General features: G+C 62.3%; 16 protein-coding genes and 1 tRNA gene. 11 read left to right on the top strand and 6 right to left on the bottom strand.

All coding sequences use genetic code 11. The features are described 5' to 3' along the window. Position 1: 1 nt before the first annotated feature. Together queG and HNQ36_RS16680 are read right to left on the bottom strand one after the other, a co-directional pair. The gene (gene queG / locus HNQ36_RS16685) at positions 2-1,219 is read right to left on the bottom strand and encodes a tRNA epoxyqueuosine(34) reductase QueG (RefSeq protein ID WP_184086971.1); all 1,218 of its coding nucleotides are present in this window, start codon (positions 1,217-1,219) and stop codon (positions 2-4) included. Next, positions 1,168-1,860: a glutathione S-transferase family protein gene (locus tag HNQ36_RS16680; RefSeq protein ID WP_184086969.1), complete on the bottom strand. Its 693-nt coding sequence runs from the start codon at positions 1,858-1,860 to the stop codon at positions 1,168-1,170. The genes queG and HNQ36_RS16680 overlap by 52 nt, the downstream gene beginning before the upstream one ends. Before the next feature lie 194 nt (positions 1,861-2,054). On the opposite strand from HNQ36_RS16680, the gene HNQ36_RS16675 reads away from it, so the two are divergent. After that, on the top strand, positions 2,055-2,861 hold the full coding sequence (locus tag HNQ36_RS16675; RefSeq protein WP_184086967.1) for an undecaprenyl-diphosphate phosphatase: 807 nt from the start codon (positions 2,055-2,057) through the stop codon (positions 2,859-2,861). Between the two features lie 120 nt (positions 2,862-2,981). Here HNQ36_RS16675 and HNQ36_RS16670 read toward each other — a convergent pair whose 3' ends face one another. After that, positions 2,982-3,950: a complex I NDUFA9 subunit family protein gene (locus HNQ36_RS16670; protein ID WP_184086966.1), complete on the bottom strand. Its 969-nt coding sequence runs from the start codon at positions 3,948-3,950 to the stop codon at positions 2,982-2,984. Between the two features lie 148 nt (positions 3,951-4,098). Here HNQ36_RS16670 and HNQ36_RS16665 point away from each other — a divergent pair. The 10 genes from HNQ36_RS16665 (at position 4,099) to HNQ36_RS26460 (ending at position 12,041) form a co-directional block, all read left to right on the top strand. Continuing rightward, positions 4,099-4,185: transfer RNA gene (locus tag HNQ36_RS16665), tRNA-Leu, on the top strand. 112 nt (positions 4,186-4,297) lie between these two features. Further along, complete coding sequence (locus HNQ36_RS16660) at positions 4,298-4,657, top strand: DUF930 domain-containing protein (RefSeq protein WP_210312092.1); 360 nt, start codon at positions 4,298-4,300, stop codon at positions 4,655-4,657. 91 nt (positions 4,658-4,748) lie between these two features. Next, the gene (locus tag HNQ36_RS16655; RefSeq protein WP_184086962.1) at positions 4,749-5,363 is read left to right on the top strand and encodes a ribonuclease D; all 615 of its coding nucleotides are present in this window, start codon (positions 4,749-4,751) and stop codon (positions 5,361-5,363) included. 182 nt (positions 5,364-5,545) lie between these two features. Next, positions 5,546-6,247 (top strand): LPS export ABC transporter periplasmic protein LptC, encoded by a 702-nt coding sequence (gene lptC / locus HNQ36_RS16650; RefSeq protein WP_184086960.1) that lies wholly within the window; start codon positions 5,546-5,548, stop codon positions 6,245-6,247. After that, a complete protein-coding gene (locus tag HNQ36_RS16645) occupies positions 6,244-6,972 on the top strand; it encodes an LptA/OstA family protein (protein ID WP_184086958.1) in 729 nt (242 codons plus the stop codon). Before lptC ends, HNQ36_RS16645 begins: the two co-directional genes overlap by 4 nt. Before the next feature lie 110 nt (positions 6,973-7,082). After that, positions 7,083-8,186 (top strand): LPS export ABC transporter ATP-binding protein, encoded by a 1,104-nt coding sequence (gene lptB / locus HNQ36_RS16640; RefSeq protein ID WP_184086956.1) that lies wholly within the window; start codon positions 7,083-7,085, stop codon positions 8,184-8,186. A gap of 130 nt (positions 8,187-8,316) precedes the next feature. Next, the gene (rpoN, locus tag HNQ36_RS16635) at positions 8,317-9,957 is read left to right on the top strand and encodes an RNA polymerase factor sigma-54 (RefSeq protein WP_184086954.1); all 1,641 of its coding nucleotides are present in this window, start codon (positions 8,317-8,319) and stop codon (positions 9,955-9,957) included. Positions 9,958-10,026: 69 nt separating this feature from the next. Further along, complete coding sequence (hpf, locus tag HNQ36_RS16630; RefSeq protein ID WP_184086952.1) at positions 10,027-10,641, top strand: ribosome hibernation-promoting factor, HPF/YfiA family; 615 nt, start codon at positions 10,027-10,029, stop codon at positions 10,639-10,641. A gap of 139 nt (positions 10,642-10,780) precedes the next feature. Continuing rightward, positions 10,781-11,242: a PTS IIA-like nitrogen regulatory protein PtsN gene (ptsN, locus tag HNQ36_RS16625; protein WP_006023259.1), complete on the top strand. Its 462-nt coding sequence runs from the start codon at positions 10,781-10,783 to the stop codon at positions 11,240-11,242. A 676-nt stretch (positions 11,243-11,918) separates the two neighbouring features. Continuing rightward, positions 11,919-12,041 (top strand): hypothetical protein, encoded by a 123-nt coding sequence (locus tag HNQ36_RS26460; protein WP_283814035.1) that lies wholly within the window; start codon positions 11,919-11,921, stop codon positions 12,039-12,041. Between the two features lie 266 nt (positions 12,042-12,307). Here the strand turns inward: HNQ36_RS26460 and HNQ36_RS16620 are convergent, their stop codons facing one another. The 3 genes from HNQ36_RS16620 to HNQ36_RS16610 all read right to left on the bottom strand — a co-directional run bounded on the left by HNQ36_RS16620 (position 12,308) and on the right by HNQ36_RS16610 (position 14,302). Further along, a complete protein-coding gene (locus HNQ36_RS16620) occupies positions 12,308-12,568 on the bottom strand; it encodes a BQ00720 family protein (protein WP_019199340.1) in 261 nt (86 codons plus the stop codon). A 49-nt stretch (positions 12,569-12,617) separates the two neighbouring features. Continuing rightward, complete coding sequence (locus HNQ36_RS16615) at positions 12,618-13,043, bottom strand: Hsp20 family protein (RefSeq protein ID WP_046828082.1); 426 nt, start codon at positions 13,041-13,043, stop codon at positions 12,618-12,620. A gap of 158 nt (positions 13,044-13,201) precedes the next feature. Continuing rightward, entirely contained in the window at positions 13,202-14,302 is a 1,101-nt protein-coding gene (locus HNQ36_RS16610) for a sn-glycerol-3-phosphate import ATP-binding protein UgpC (RefSeq protein ID WP_184086950.1), read from the bottom strand. Positions 14,303-14,308: the final 6 nt, after the last annotated feature.

Genomic DNA, 14,308 nt, shown 5'->3' with positions numbered 1-14,308 from the left:
GTCATGGCCGGGACAAGCCCGGCCATGACGGAAATGCGGAGAGTGCGGTGGCCCACTCCTCCTTCACGCCTTCGTCGCTGTCGTTCGACACACTTGCGAGTTCGGAAAATTCCGCATGCGGCAGCAGCCGTGACAGTGCCCACACCGCAGCGCCCCGCACCAGCGGATTTGCGTCATCGAGCAGGCGGCGCGCTTCAGGGATCAGTGCCGCATCGTTGCTGTTGCCGATGGCGGTGAGCACATTGCGCATGAAACGATCGCGGCCGATCCGCTTGACCGGCGATTTGGTGAACAGCGCGCGAAACGATGGATCGTCGAGCCGCGCCAACTCGGACAGCGACGGGCCGCGCAGTTCATCGCGTGCCGCGAGCCTCAGTTCGTGGCCCTCCTGCGCGAACTTGTTCCACGGACAAACGCTCAAACAATCGTCGCAGCCATAGATGCGGTTGCCGATGGCTTGGCGATGCTCGCGCGGAATCGCGCCCTTGTGCTCGATGGTCAGATACGAAATGCACTTGCGCGCATCGAGCCTGTAAGGCGCGGGGAAGGCATTGGTCGGGCAGATGTCGAGACAGGCCTGACATGATCCGCAGTGATCCACGTCGGCGTCGTCGCGCGGCAGCTCCAGCGTGGTGAAGATCGCCCCGAGAAACAGCCACGAGCCGTACTCGCGTGACACGAGGTTGGTGTGCTTGCCCTGCCAGCCGAGACCCGCCGCATGGGCCAGCGGTTTCTCCATCACAGCGGCGGTGTCGACAAACACCTTCACGTCGCCGCCAGCGGTGGCCAGCAGCCAGCGCGCCAGTGTCTTGAGGCGCTTCTTGATCAGGTCGTGATAGTCGTCGCCGCGCGCGTAGACCGAAATTGCGCCGCGTGTTTTCTGCTCGAGCAGCGCCAGCGGATTTTCATCCGGGCCGTAGTTCATCCCCAGCATCACGACCGAGCGCACCTCGCTCCACAGCACCTTGGGGCTGGCGCGACGCGCGGGCTCGTTGGCGAGCCATTCCATGTCGCCGTGTGAACCGGCATCGAGAAAATTCTGCAGCCGGTCGCGCGCGCTTTCAATGGCGCCGGGATCGGTGATGCCGATGGTGCCAAAGCCGATGGTGCGGGCCTGTTCGATCAGCGCGGCCTTAACCGCGACAGCGTCGGCAACACTCATGTCTGTTAGAAGTCGAGATCCACGTAGTGCGCCGACGCCGGGACGCCCGCCATCCACTCGCTCAGCAACGGGCGGAACGACGGGCGGGATTTGATCCGCACGTACCACGCCTTGGCTGCGTCGTCCTCGTTCCATGGCACATCGCCCAGATAGTCCAGCGCCGACAGATGGGCTGCGGCGGCCAGATCGGCATAGGTGAGCTGATCGCCGGCGAGAAAATTCCGCGTCCGCGCCAGCCAGCCGATATAGGCCAGATGATAGCGCACATTTGCCTTGGCGGCGCGCAGAACATCGGTCGACGGAGGTCCGCCGCCGTGCTCGGGTTTCATGAACCGCTTGTAGATGCGCTCAGAGACCAGCGGGTTGCTGGCCTCCTCGAAAAACTTGTCGTTGAACCACGACATCAGACGCCGCACCTCGATGCGGTCGTTCATCGCGCGCGGCAGCAACCGATGATCGCCCAATGGCGCGCCGTGAATCTCGTCGAGGAATTCGGCGGCGAGACCGGCGCCGGGCATCGCGGGTGTGCCCTCGGCAATCAGCACCGGCGTATCGCCGGCCGGGTTCAGCGCCAGAAAGGCTTCGCGGCGATCCCAGACCAGTTCTTCCACAAGCCGCGTGTCGAGTCCGTGTTCGCCGAGCGCGAGCCGCACGAAGCGCGACCGCGGGCAAAACGGATGATGAAAAAGTGTGAACATGTGGCCAGTGATAGTCCGGTTAGGTTTAACAAAGGGTCTCGAATGGCGGTTAACGCGCCGGATGGAAAAGCCTGATAAGCAGGCAAACCGCCATTTGCCAATACTCTATTTCACGGATTTGGCGTTGCAGCGACTTTCCGAATGGGCGACAACGACGCCGCTCGCGGGGCCCTCATCCACAGCGGATCGCTTTCATGTCATTCGATCTTTTCAAGGCTTTCATCCTCGGCATCGTCGAGGGTCTGACCGAGTTTCTGCCGGTGTCTTCGACCGGGCATCTCCTTCTGCTGGAGCGGTTTTTCGGTTTCGATGACGATGCGTTCGGCAAGACCTTCGTGGTGTTGATCCAGCTCGGCGCGATTCTCGCCATCCTCTCGGTCTATTTTGCGAAATTGTGGCGAATCGCCCTCGGCATGTTTTCCGATCCGGCGGCACAGCGCTTCGTCATCGGCGTGCTGATCGCGTTTTTGCCGGCGGCCATCATCGGTGCGATTGCGCACTCCTTCATCAAGGAGGTGTTGTTCAATCCGTGGGTGGTCTGTTTCACGCTAATCGCCGGCGGCGCCGTGCTGCTGTGGGTCGATCAGCAGGATTTGCGCCCGCGCTTTCATGACGCGACGTCGTTTCCGTTGCCGATGTATCTCGGCATCGGTCTGGCGCAGTGCCTGGCGATGATTCCCGGCGTCTCGCGCTCGGGCGCGACCATCGTGTCCGCGATGCTGTTCGGTTCGGACAAGCGGGCGGCGGCGGAGTTTTCGTTCTTTCTCGCGATCCCGACCATGACGGGCGCGTTCGCCTACGATCTCTACAAGAATCACGGGCAGATGACCGCGAACAACACGCTGCTGGTCGCGGTGGGATTCGTCACCTCGTTCGTGGCGGCGATCATCGTGGTGAAGACGCTGCTCGATTATGTGTCGCGCAGCGGCTTTGCGCTGTTCGCATGGTGGCGCGTGATCGTCGGCACGCTCGGACTGATCGGTCTGGCGCTGGGGAAGTAATGAGGGCGTGAACCTCTCGCGTCATGGCCGGGCTTGTCCCGGCCATCCACGCCTTAAACCGTCAACAAAAAAGAAAGACGTGGATGCCCGCGACAGGCGCGGGCATGACGAACCGTTGGGTCACGTATCCTTGTGCGCGAACTGTCCGGTCTTGCGGTAGCGCCACAAATAGGACGGCGCGACGGCTGCGAGCGAATCCGGCGTGATCCCCAAACCTTCCAGTGTTAGCCCGGCGGCCTTCGCCGCATCGGACACCACGTTGTCGCTGCGCAGCAGCTCGACCTGATCCGGGGTCAACTTGAGATCGCCCGGTGCGAACTGCAGAAAGTACGACTGGATTTTCGCGAGCGGGAACGGCAGCGACATCAGCATGCTGTTGCGCTGGGTGATCTTCACAATGAGTTCGATGATTTCCCGCATGGTCATGACCTCGGGTCCGCCGAGCTCATAGGTCGCGCCCGGCCGGGTCTTGCCATCGACCGCATCGGCGACGGCGGTGGCGACGTCGTCGACATAGACCGGCTGCATCCTGGTCAGCCCGCCGCCGATCAGCGGCAGCATCGGCGAAATGCGCGCCAGTCCCGCAAAGCGGTTGGTGAACTGATCCTCGGGGCCGAACACCACCGAGGGGCGGAAGATCGTGGCCGATGGCGACGCCGCCAGCACGGCAGCTTCGCCGGCCGCTTTGGCGCGCGCATAGCCAGATGCCGAATCCGCGTCGGCGCCGATCGCCGAGACATGCACCACGCGCGCGCCGATCTCGGCCGCCGCGCGCGCCACAGTCTCCGCGCCCTTGGCCTGAACCGCATCGAAGGTCTGAGCGCCGCTCTCGGCGAGAATCCCCACCAGATTGACGACGACGCTGGCGCCGCGCGCCGCGGCCTGCACCGACGCCGGGTAGCGCAGGTTGGCCTGTACGGCGTGAATCTGGCCGACCCGGCCCAGCGGCTGCAGGTGCCCGGCCAATTCCGGACGGCGAACGCCGACCCTGATGCGATATTCGCGCTTGGCCAGCTCCCGGATCACGTGCCGGCCGAGAAAACCCGATCCTCCGAAGACCGTGACAAGCGTATCGATAGGGGCTGACATGCGTGGTTCCTGCGCAAAATAAACGAAGCGGGAGGGCGGTCCCGCCGATTTCCGCGATACGCCATCATCCGCGCGCTGTACAGGTCATTTCCGGTGACGCACGAGCAATTTGACAAGCGCGCGCCCTGTCCTTAGTAACCGCGTCAATGCCCAGGTGGCGGAATTGGTAGACGCGCTGGCTTCAGGTGCCAGTGGCTTAACGGCCGTGAAGGTTCGAGTCCTTTCCTGGGCACCACAAATTTGGAAGTGGCCTCCTCCCCGGAGGTCAGGTTTTCCGAAACGGTGCACCCCTCATCAACATTCCTAGTGGTGCTTTCGTGAAAAATTCAATCGTTGTTCTGATCGCCATGCTGTTGCCAGCTACGTCCGTGTCGGCCATGGACGCCCGGTTCGCAGCGAGCCTGAAGAAGCTCGACCCGCAAACCCGGCTCGAGCAGGTCTGCGACCTTGAAGCGATGAACCGGATCGGCCGGGACGCCAAGACCTATCGCCCCGACCGCGCCAAGACCGATGTGGTGTCGCATCCGGTCCACACCGGCCATACCGTCACCGGCAAGGGCGGCGCGTTTCGCAGCAAGGGGCGATGGTATTCGTTTTCCTTCACCTGCAAGGGCACGCCCGACCACATGACGGTGCTGTCGTTCAGTTACAAGATCGGCGAGCCGATCCCTGAATCGAAGTGGGCGGCGCTGGGCCTGTGGCGCTGACGGGTCATTCCCCCTCGTCGGCAGGGGATTTGGGCGATAGTTTAAGGCCCATCGATTCGAACAATCTGCGCACCGAGGGTTTTGACAGACCATGACCATCCGCCTGCACCGCGGCGACTTGCCGGATCTTTCGCGCTACACGCAGTCGGTGGCGATCGACACCGAGACGCTGGGCCTCAACCCGCATCGCGACCGGTTGTGCGTGATCCAGTTGTCGAACGGCGACGGCACGGCGGACGTGGTGCAGATTCCGGCCGGTCACTCCGACGCGCCCAATCTGAAAAAGCTGCTCGGCGATCCGAAGATCACCAAGATTTTTCATTTCGCGCGGTTCGATCTCGCCGTGCTGTTTCACGCCTTCGGCGTGATGCCGGAGCCGGTCTACTGCACCAAGATCGTGTCGCGGCTGGTGCGCACCTACACCGATCGCCACGGCCTGAAGGATCTGGTGCGCGAGGTTCTCGGCGTCGATTTGTCGAAGCAGCAGCAATCGAGCGACTGGGGCGCGGCAACCCTGACCGACGCGCAACTGGCCTATGCGGCGTCCGACGTGCTGCATCTTCACGCGCTGCGCGAGAAGCTCGACGCCATGCTGGCGCGCGAGAACCGGGAGGCGCTTGCCGCCGCCTGTTTCCAGTTTTTGCCCACCCGCGCGAAACTCGACCTGCAGGGTTGGGAAAACGACGATATTTTCGCGCATTCATAATTCCGCCATTTGCGGCCCAATCTCGCCTTTTGCAGCGAGGTTCGCCCGGTTTCGGTCACTTTTTTGCTCTTTGCCAAGTGCTTGTTATCAAGTGCTTGGTAAGGCGTGACAAATGCCAGGCTGCAAAAAGCCGTGTCATTGGCGTAGAATGACCGGGCCACCCCGGCGCTTCGGAGCATATTTTGGTCTCGGTTCAGAGCCAGAGCTATCAGGCTGGTGCGGATGCGCGCTACGCGAAAGCGAAGCGTCACAGCCGCCGCGTGCGCCAGATGCGTCTGGCCGTTCCGGTGATGGTGGCCGCCGCGATGCTGACGATCATCGGCATCTCGCTGTTCAATCCGTTCCGGATTCTCTCAAAGCTGCCGATCGACATCGGCAAGCTCGGCGTGTCCGGCACCAAGATCACGATGGACTCGCCGCACCTGGCAGGCTTCACGCCGGATCAGCGGCCCTATGAACTGTGGGCCAAATCGGCGGTGCAGGACGTGACCAATCCGAACAATGTCGAACTGCACGAACTGCGCGCCAAGGTTCAGATGGAAGACAGGACAGGCATCACCATGGACGCGCGCAACGGCCTGTTCAATACCAAGACCCAGTTGCTGGATTTGAAAGACAACATCTTACTGCAATCCACCACGGGCTACGAGGCGCGGCTGACGCAGGCTAACGTCGATCTCGGCGGCGGGACGGTGTCCTCGGATCAGCCTGTGGCGGTGAAACTGCTGAACGGCACGCTGGATGCGAATCGTCTGAGAATCACGGAAAACGGCGCGCTGGTGCGCTTTGAAGGCGGTGTCTCGATGATCCTGATTCCGGACCAGCCAGCCACGGATGCAGCGACAGGTAATCAGGCGCCCGCACGGGACGCCGCGGCGAAATGATTTTTCGGATGATGAAGATTCACAACGGTTTCAACGCCAACACCATCGCGCGTGTCTTGTCCGCGGCGGTGGTCGCCGCTGCTTTGTGTGCGGCGGGCGATGCGCATGCGCAGAGTTCGGCGACGGGCGTGCCCAACGCGATGCAGGGTTTCTCGCAGAACCGCGACAAGCCGATTCAGATCGATGCTGCCTCACTCGAGATGCGCGACAAGGACAAGGCGGCAACGTTCAGCGGCAATGTAAAGGTCGTGCAGGGCGACACCACCATGCTCTGCAAGACGCTTGTGGTGTTCTACGACAACGATCAGTCCAGCAGCCCCAAGAAGACTGCGATGAAAACATCGACGCCCGGACCCGCCGGCAGTTCGTCCATCAAACGGCTTGAGGCGCAAGGCGGCGTCGTCGTCACCCAGAAGGATCAGACCGTGACCGGTGATCGCGGCGTATTCGACATGCGCGCCAACACCGTCACGATGCACGGCAATGTGCTGCTGACCAAGGACAAGAACGTGCTGCGCGGCGACCGCCTCGTTGTCGATCTGACCACGGGCATTTCCCGGGTCGAATCGAACAGTGGACGCGTGCAGGGTGTGTTTCAGGCCGCGCCGAACGGGTCGCAGTCGGGCGGCGCCCCAGCCGGTGCGCAGCCGACGCCTGTGCCTGGCGGGCCCGGAAAACCGCTCAAACTCAATGACTTGTCGCCTCCGCGGAAGCCCAACAGTTGAACCGGATGCTGGGAGCCTGTATCACCCAGCCCCTGAACATTTGGGGATGGGCAACGCGCCTTCGCTCCATCATGCTCAGGCAACACTCCAAGGGCTGATTTGAAGCGGGCATGGTAGATCTCCTGCGCATCTTTCGTCGTCGAGGCCCGGGGCGTGGACGGCAGGGGTTTGCGCGTTCGCGCCAGGATGATCTGCGTCAGGACATTACCGCGCTCGCGGCGCGGATGGGCGACATCTTCAAACCGGCCGCCGGCGAAAAGCCGATAGCTGCGCGTGAGGCGTCGCGCGAGACCGCGCCGCTCAGGCGCGAAGCCGTTGCCGCGGCAACTCCCCGCGAACCGTCGCTCGCGCCGCAGGACTCGTCGGCATTCACGCACGATGCGCCGCCGATTCCGCGCAACCTGGCGCGGGATACTGCAAAGGAAAAGCCGCGCGAGAACCCGCAGCGCAGCCGCGCCGCAGCCAACGGTACAGCGCCACGTGCGCAGCACTCGGGTTATCTCGCCGTTCACGGCGTCGAGAAGAGTTTCGGGACGCGCAAGATCGTGCACGGCGTCAGCATTTATGTCCGGCGCGGCGAGGCTGTCGGTATTCTCGGGCCGAATGGCGCCGGCAAGACCACCTGCTTTTACATGATCACCGGTCTCATCAAGCCGGATCGCGGCCGTGTCGAACTCGACGGCCACGACGTGACGCAGCTGCCGATGTATCAGCGCGCACGGCTCGGGATCGGTTACCTGCCGCAGGAAGCATCGATCTTTCGCGGGCTGTCGGTCGAGGACAACATTCGCGCGGTGCTGGAAGTGGTCGAGCCCGACAAGCGCAAGCGCGAGCGCGAGCTGGATTCGCTGCTCGACGAATTCAACATCACGCGCTTGCGGAAATCGCCGTCGATCGCGCTCTCGGGCGGCGAGCGGCGGCGCGTGGAAATCGCGCGCGCACTGGCGTCGCGTCCCAACTACATGCTGCTCGACGAACCATTCGCCGGCATCGATCCGATTGCGGTCGGCGATATTCAGCAACTGGTGCGCCATCTCACCGCGCGCGGCATCGGCGTTCTGATCACCGACCACAATGTCCGCGAGACGCTTGGCCTGACCGACCGCACCTATATTGTCTACGCGGGGGAGGTACTGACTGAGGGCACCCCTGACGAGATCGTCAACGATCCGGACGTGCGACGGCTCTACTTGGGTGAAGAGTTCCGGCTCTGATTCACCCTGATCTGCGATCGGTGAGCGGGCGGCGCAGTATCCCGATTTTTCGAAACGTCAAGCCGTGTACAAGCTTTCAGTAAAAGTATAAGCAAGAAACGGACCAATTTTTGGACCGGATCTGGTTTTTATGGCGCTGACGCAGAGATTAGAGTTCCGCCAGTCGCAGTCGCTGGTGATGACGCCGCAGCTGATGCAGGCGATCAAGCTGCTGCAGTTGTCGAATCTCGACCTCGTGGCGTTCGTCGAGGATGAGCTTGAGCGCAACCCGTTGCTCGAGCGCGCCAATCAGGACGGCGCTCCCGATCATGGCGAGCCCGCCGCCGCCCATGCGGAAGGCGACGGCGCGGATTTTTCCGACGGTGCGGAATTCTCATCGGGTGCCGACGGCGAACGCTCCGGCGATGGCTTCGAGCCCGGCGCCGAGGAATGGATGGCGCCCGATCTCGGGACCCGCACAGAGATCGAGCAGACCCTCGATACCGGCATGGAGAACGTGTTTCCGGAGGAGCCTGCGGACGCCGCCGCGCGCAACGCGCAGGATGCCGCGCCAACCGCCTATACCGAGTGGGGCGGCGGCGCGTCGAACGACGACGATTACAATCTCGAAGCCTTTGTCGCGGCAGAGACGACGCTCAGCGGGCACCTCGCCGAGCAGTTGGCGGTTGCATTTCCGGATCCGATGCGCCGCATGATCGGACAGTATCTGATCGATCTCGTCGACGACGCCGGCTACGTGCCTGCCGATCTCGGGGACGCGGACGAGAAGCTGGGTACGTCGCGCGAAGAGGTCGAAGCGGTGCTTGCGGTTCTGCAGAAGTTCGATCCGCCCGGTGTCTGTGCGCGCAACCTGAGCGAATGCCTTGCGATCCAGTTGCGCGAGCGCGACCGTTACGATCCCGCGATGCAGGCGCTGATCGAGAATCTCGATCTGCTTGCGAAACGCGACATCGCTTCTTTAAGAAAAATCTGCGGTGTTGATGACGAAGACATCGCCGACATGATCGGTGAAATCCGCCATCTCAATCCGAAGCCCGGCCTGAAATTCGGATCGGCCAAGACCCAGAGCGTTGTGCCAGACGTCTACGTTCGCCCAGGTCCGGACGGCGGCTGGCATGTCGAGCTCAACAGCGACACTTTGCCGAAAGTTTTGGTCAATCAGGTTTACTATTCGCAACTGTCCAAAACCATCCGCAAGGATGGTGACAAATCCTATTTCACCGATTGCCTGCAGAATGCGACGTGGCTGGTGCGCGCGCTCGACCAGCGCGCGCGGACGATCCTGAAGGTCGCGACAGAAATCGTTCGCCAGCAGGACGGATTTTTCACGCAGGGCGTGGCGCACCTGCGTCCGCTCAATCTGAAAGCCGTCGCCGACGCCATCCAGATGCACGAATCGACTGTTTCGCGGGTGACCGCGAACAAATACATGGCGACCAACCGGGGCACGTTCGAACTCAAGTACTTCTTTACCGCGTCGATCGCCTCGGCGGACGGCGGGGATGCGCATTCCGCCGAAGCTGTGCGGCACCGCATCAAACTGCTGATCGATGCGGAAAGCCCTACGGCCATCCTGTCGGACGATACCATCGTGGAACGATTGCATGCCGACGGCATTGATATAGCCCGGCGCACGGTAGCGAAGTATCGTGAAGCCATGCGTATTCCCTCGTCCGTGCAACGCCGCCGCGACAAGCAGAGCATGCTCGGTACAGCATTGACGTCGGCCGCTCCGGCCGTGGACAGGTCCCGCGACACAGCTACCGCTTGACTGCGAGGTCAAGAAGCGGAACGCTCCCTCATCCGAACTGCAAGTCCGAAGAAGCAAGTGAGGAACGTCATGACACTCCGGGTCTCTGGTAAAAGCATCAGCGTCGGTGAAGCCCTTCGTGATCGCGTGAGCGAACGCACGGACGAAGTGCTGCGAAAATATTTCGACGGCAACTACTCGGGCCACATCACGCTCAGCAAGGATGGCTTCGGCTTTCGTACCGATTGCTCGCTTCATCTGGATTCGGGAATCACGCTTGAAGCGGATTCGATAGCCGCCGATGCTTATGTCAGTGCGGACCAGGCGCTGCTGCTGATCGAGAAACGTTTGCGCCGCTACAAGAGCCGTCTGAAGGATCGCTCGGCGCGCAAGTCACATGCGGCATCCGCTGCGTTGTCCGATCTCAACGGTGCGGCGCTGGACGCGCCGAGTTATGTGATCGAAGCCCCGTCGCACGAAGACGAGGATGCCAACGAATTCAATCCCGTCATCATCGCCGAGGCGACGACGTCGCTGAAGCGGTACTCGGTGAGCGAGGCGGTCATGGAACTCGATTTGACCGGTGCGCCGGTCATGGTGTTCCAGCACGGCAGCAGCGGACGGGTGAACATCATCTACCGGCGGCCGGACGGGAACGTCGGTTGGGTCGATCCTCCTATGATCGGCGAGCCGGCTCGCCATTGACGCCCCGAATAAGCCTAACTATGGTCCGCCGCCTTTCAGGGACGCGGGCCATAGTGGGCTCACAGGGCCCTTGACGTCGCCCGGTCAAAGACCGATTTAATAAGTATACCAACGGCTTAACTTATCCTCGGAACGCTCCATGACGATTACCGATCTGGTCGCACCGGAGGCGATTCTTCCTGCTTTGAAAGTCAACAGCAAGAAGCAGGCGCTTCAGGAGCTTGCGGCGCGCGCCGCTGTTCTGACCGGACAAAATGAACGGTCGATTTTCGAGGTGCTTCTCCAGCGCGAAAAACTGGGAACCACCGCCGTCGGCTATGGCGTGGCGATCCCGCACGGCAAGCTGCCGAAACTCGACAAGCTGTCGGGTCTGTTCGCGCGGCTGGATCGTCCGATCGATTTTGAGGCGATGGACGGCCAGCCGGTCGATCTGGTGTTCCTGCTGCTGGCTCCCGAAGGTGCCGGCGCAGATCACCTGAAGGCGCTGGCGCGGATTGCGCGGCTGCTGCGCGATCAGGACATCGCCAAGAAGCTGCGCGCATCGAAGGACGCGCAAGCGCTGTATTCGGTGCTGGCGCTGCCGCCCGCGACGGCGGCTTAAATCCAGCATCGCACGCCATTTCGACGACCGAAGAAATCCTGCAAGCGTAGCCCGGTGCAAAGTGTAATCCGGATGAGCACCGGACGCCGCCCCGGATTCTGCCGCGCTTATCCGGGCTGCGACTTCATCCGCGATATGGCTAAGACGGGATGTCGCGGAGCATTCGATGTCGTCCCGGCGAGAAGCGTGGCTACTTTTCTCGTCATTCCGGGATGCGCCGCTTGGCGCAGGCCCGGAATCCATGCTGCCGGAATCTGATTCGAGCGGCCGTGGATTCGGGTTCGCGCAAACGCGCGCCCGGAATGACGGCGGATAATGGCGAGCGCGCGCAACTCGCATTTCGCTCGCGCCATCCGCGGCACGGCTGTCCGACCTGCAACATTTCGTGATGGGGATAGCAATCCCCGCGCTCTGGACCGCTCATATGTTCGAGACGTCCTGTTCGTGAGGGGCGCTTCTCGAGGGCGCTTTGAAGCGGAGCAGGATGCGGCGCCTGCGCGCGTGGTTCGCAACCACGCGTCCGGGAGGCTGGGGTCACCGTCCGGGCCAACTATGTGGCTCTGCCGTTCGCGGCTGGACGCGGCGGGGATGAAGGCGGCGAAAGCCGGCCGGATCAGGGGCGAGTTTCTCCCCCATCCTCACCCGGAAGTACGGTCCCCTCGCCCAAAATCCCGCAATGGAGCGCCGCAAGGCGATGCGCTTCCGGAAACACATCGCCTCGCAAGCGGTGCCGGAAGCGAAACAAGACAAGGCGCGCCTCGCGGCGCTCCATGCCCCTCGTTTTCAGGGGCAAGACTAAAAGCTCACCTCGCGCAATGCGCGAGAACGTAGACGCGTACGTGAATGATAAGGGCTGTTTGAAAATCGAATCTGGAAATGCCGATGCTGGGATGCCTCAAGCGTCAGCAGCATCGGCGCGAACGCAATCCATCGGCTACGCCAGCGACGCTGGCAACAACGGGAAACACCGAGTGGCAAAGGTGAACCCAAAAATAAAGCGGCAGCGCTCGCCGCGCTGCCGCTTCGTTTAGATCGTCACACGTCACCTGCGCAGCCTGCGCGGGCTCAGTGGACGCTGACGGTCTCTAACTCGTTGCTCCATGCATTCGCGATCGCCGCTTCGCGGCTGTCGGTGAGCATGATCGGCGTGCCGTCGGCAGCATGAAGCGCGAACAGCTTCAGGCCGGGCGCGATCTGCGGCGCCTGCGGGAAAAGTCCCGGCACGTCTTCCGAGCGAATCTGTTTGACGTAGGCGATGTGGCCTTCGCCCAGAGTTGCCAGCGCCTCAAGCGAGACGGCGGGTTCGAAGATGACATTACCAGTCATGGTCTCGACTCCTTACAGTTGTTAAGCGGTCGAGTCCGCTTCCGTTCCATTATTCGTGCTCATTGATGGCTATCGTCTTAACGACCCGTTCAGGCTCGGGACGAGCCAGATCGATCGACAGCAGGCCATTCTTCAGGTCAGCGCCGATGACATACATCCCGTCAGCCAGCACGAATGTGCGCTGGAAATGACGCGCGGCGATGCCGCGGTGGATGTACTGCCGGGTCTTGTCGTCCTGCTGGCGGCCCCGGATCACGAGCTGGTTTTCCTCAGTGGTTACATCGAGTTGGTCGCGGGTAAATCCGGCGACCGCCAGCGTGATCCGCAGGCGTTCGGGCTGGCCTTCGTCACGGCCACACCGCTCGATGTTGTAAGGAGGATAACCGTCTGCACCTTTCACGACGCGATCGAGCGCACGCTCAATCTCGTCGAATCCCAAAAGGAACGGACTCGATAGTGAAGGAACACGAGACATTCACAAAGTCCTCTCGAAGCGACTTTGGGTTGGAGCCCTTGCGGCACTCCTTCCTGGGTTCCCGGCAGCCTTGCGGCCTGCCGGTTGAAACAAATATGGCGATGTCTTTTGCGTTGTTCAAGAACCCCTAACCGCCCGTAAACAGGGGATGAATCCGGCTAGTCGCCGATCCGGCTGCGGCCGTCGGGGCTGAACAGGTGCAGCTTGTCCCGCAGCGCGGAAACCTTGATCCGCTCGCCGATGGCGGGAGCCGCCTCGCCGGGTAGCCGGACGATGATCTCGCCAGGCGGCAATTCGCCGGGCCTGGCGCTGACGGTTGGACCGCCGTTGGCGCGCGGTCTGGTGCCGTAAACGTAGGTCTCAGCGCCGACCCGCTCGATGGCATCGACCATGAGTTCAAGCATGAGGCCCTGGGGTGCCGCTGCGCCGGCCAGTGCGAAGTCCTCCGGCCGGATTCCGAGCGTGGCGTCGCCGGGCGCCTTGATCTGCAACGCATCGAGCGTCCCGCCGAGATCGTTTGCCGCCACTGACAGCAAATTCATCGGCGGCGCGCCGATGAACGAGGCGACGAAGGTGGTGGCCGGCTTTTTGTAGATGTCGAGCGGTTTGCCGATCTGCTCGACCTGCCCGCCGTTCATCACCACCAGAATATCGGCGAGGGTCATCGCCTCCATCTGGTCGTGGGTGACATAGATCGACGTGGTCTTGAGGCGGCGCTGCAGCTTGCGGATTTCGACACGCATGGCGACCCGCAGCTTGGCGTCGAGATTCGACAGCGGCTCGTCGAACAGAAACACTTTCGGTTGGCGCACGATGGCGCGCCCCATGGCGACGCGCTGGCGCTGGCCACCGGAAAGCTGCCGCGGCTTGCGATCCAGCATCGGCGTGATTTCCAGAATCTGCGCGGCTTCCCGCACCCGCACATCGATCTCCGGCTTCGGCATGCCGCGATTGCGCAGGCCATAGGCCATGTTGTTGTAGACGCTCATGTGCGGATAAAGCGCGTAGTTCTGGAACACCATGGCAATGTCGCGATCGGCCGGTTCGATCTGGTTGACGACGCGGCCGCCGATATCGATCTCACCGCTGGTGATGGTCTCGAGACCTGCCACCATCCGCAGCAAGGTGGACTTGCCGCAACCGCTTGGTCCGACCAGCACGCAGAACTGCCCGTCGCCGACCTCGAAGTCGATGCCCTTGATGGCATCGACCCCGCCGGGATAGGTCTTCTTCACATCGCGCAGGACGACATTCGACATGCTCGT

The organism is Afipia massiliensis (genome assembly GCF_014203115.1).
GTDB classification, from domain to species: Bacteria; Pseudomonadota; Alphaproteobacteria; order Rhizobiales; family Xanthobacteraceae; genus Afipia; species Afipia massiliensis.
This window is presented reverse-complemented; position numbering and strand designations above follow the sequence as displayed.

Excerpts from the sequence above, each read along its gene's own strand:
- HNQ36_RS16615 (WP_046828082.1), bottom strand. The coding sequence starts at position 13,043 with ATGTCTCGTGTTCCTTCACTATCGAGTCCGTTCCTTTTGGGATTCGAC.
- HNQ36_RS16645 (WP_184086958.1), top strand. The coding sequence starts at position 6,244 with ATGATTTTTCGGATGATGAAGATTCACAACGGTTTCAACGCCAACACC.
- lptB (WP_184086956.1), top strand. The coding sequence starts at position 7,083 with ATGGTAGATCTCCTGCGCATCTTTCGTCGTCGAGGCCCGGGGCGTGGA.
- HNQ36_RS16655 (WP_184086962.1), top strand. The coding sequence starts at position 4,749 with ATGACCATCCGCCTGCACCGCGGCGACTTGCCGGATCTTTCGCGCTAC.
- HNQ36_RS16660 (WP_210312092.1), top strand. The coding sequence starts at position 4,298 with ATGCTGTTGCCAGCTACGTCCGTGTCGGCCATGGACGCCCGGTTCGCA.
- hpf (WP_184086952.1), top strand. The coding sequence starts at position 10,027 with ATGACACTCCGGGTCTCTGGTAAAAGCATCAGCGTCGGTGAAGCCCTT.
- HNQ36_RS16670 (WP_184086966.1), bottom strand. The coding sequence starts at position 3,950 with ATGTCAGCCCCTATCGATACGCTTGTCACGGTCTTCGGAGGATCGGGT.
- HNQ36_RS16675 (WP_184086967.1), top strand. The coding sequence starts at position 2,055 with ATGTCATTCGATCTTTTCAAGGCTTTCATCCTCGGCATCGTCGAGGGT.
- HNQ36_RS16680 (WP_184086969.1), bottom strand. The coding sequence starts at position 1,860 with ATGTTCACACTTTTTCATCATCCGTTTTGCCCGCGGTCGCGCTTCGTG.
- ptsN (WP_006023259.1), top strand. The coding sequence starts at position 10,781 with ATGACGATTACCGATCTGGTCGCACCGGAGGCGATTCTTCCTGCTTTG.
- HNQ36_RS16620 (WP_019199340.1), bottom strand. The coding sequence starts at position 12,568 with ATGACTGGTAATGTCATCTTCGAACCCGCCGTCTCGCTTGAGGCGCTG.
- rpoN (WP_184086954.1), top strand. The coding sequence starts at position 8,317 with ATGGCGCTGACGCAGAGATTAGAGTTCCGCCAGTCGCAGTCGCTGGTG.
- HNQ36_RS26460 (WP_283814035.1), top strand. The coding sequence starts at position 11,919 with ATGGAGCGCCGCAAGGCGATGCGCTTCCGGAAACACATCGCCTCGCAA.
- HNQ36_RS16610 (WP_184086950.1), bottom strand. The coding sequence starts at position 14,302 with ATGTCGAATGTCGTCCTGCGCGATGTGAAGAAGACCTATCCCGGCGGG.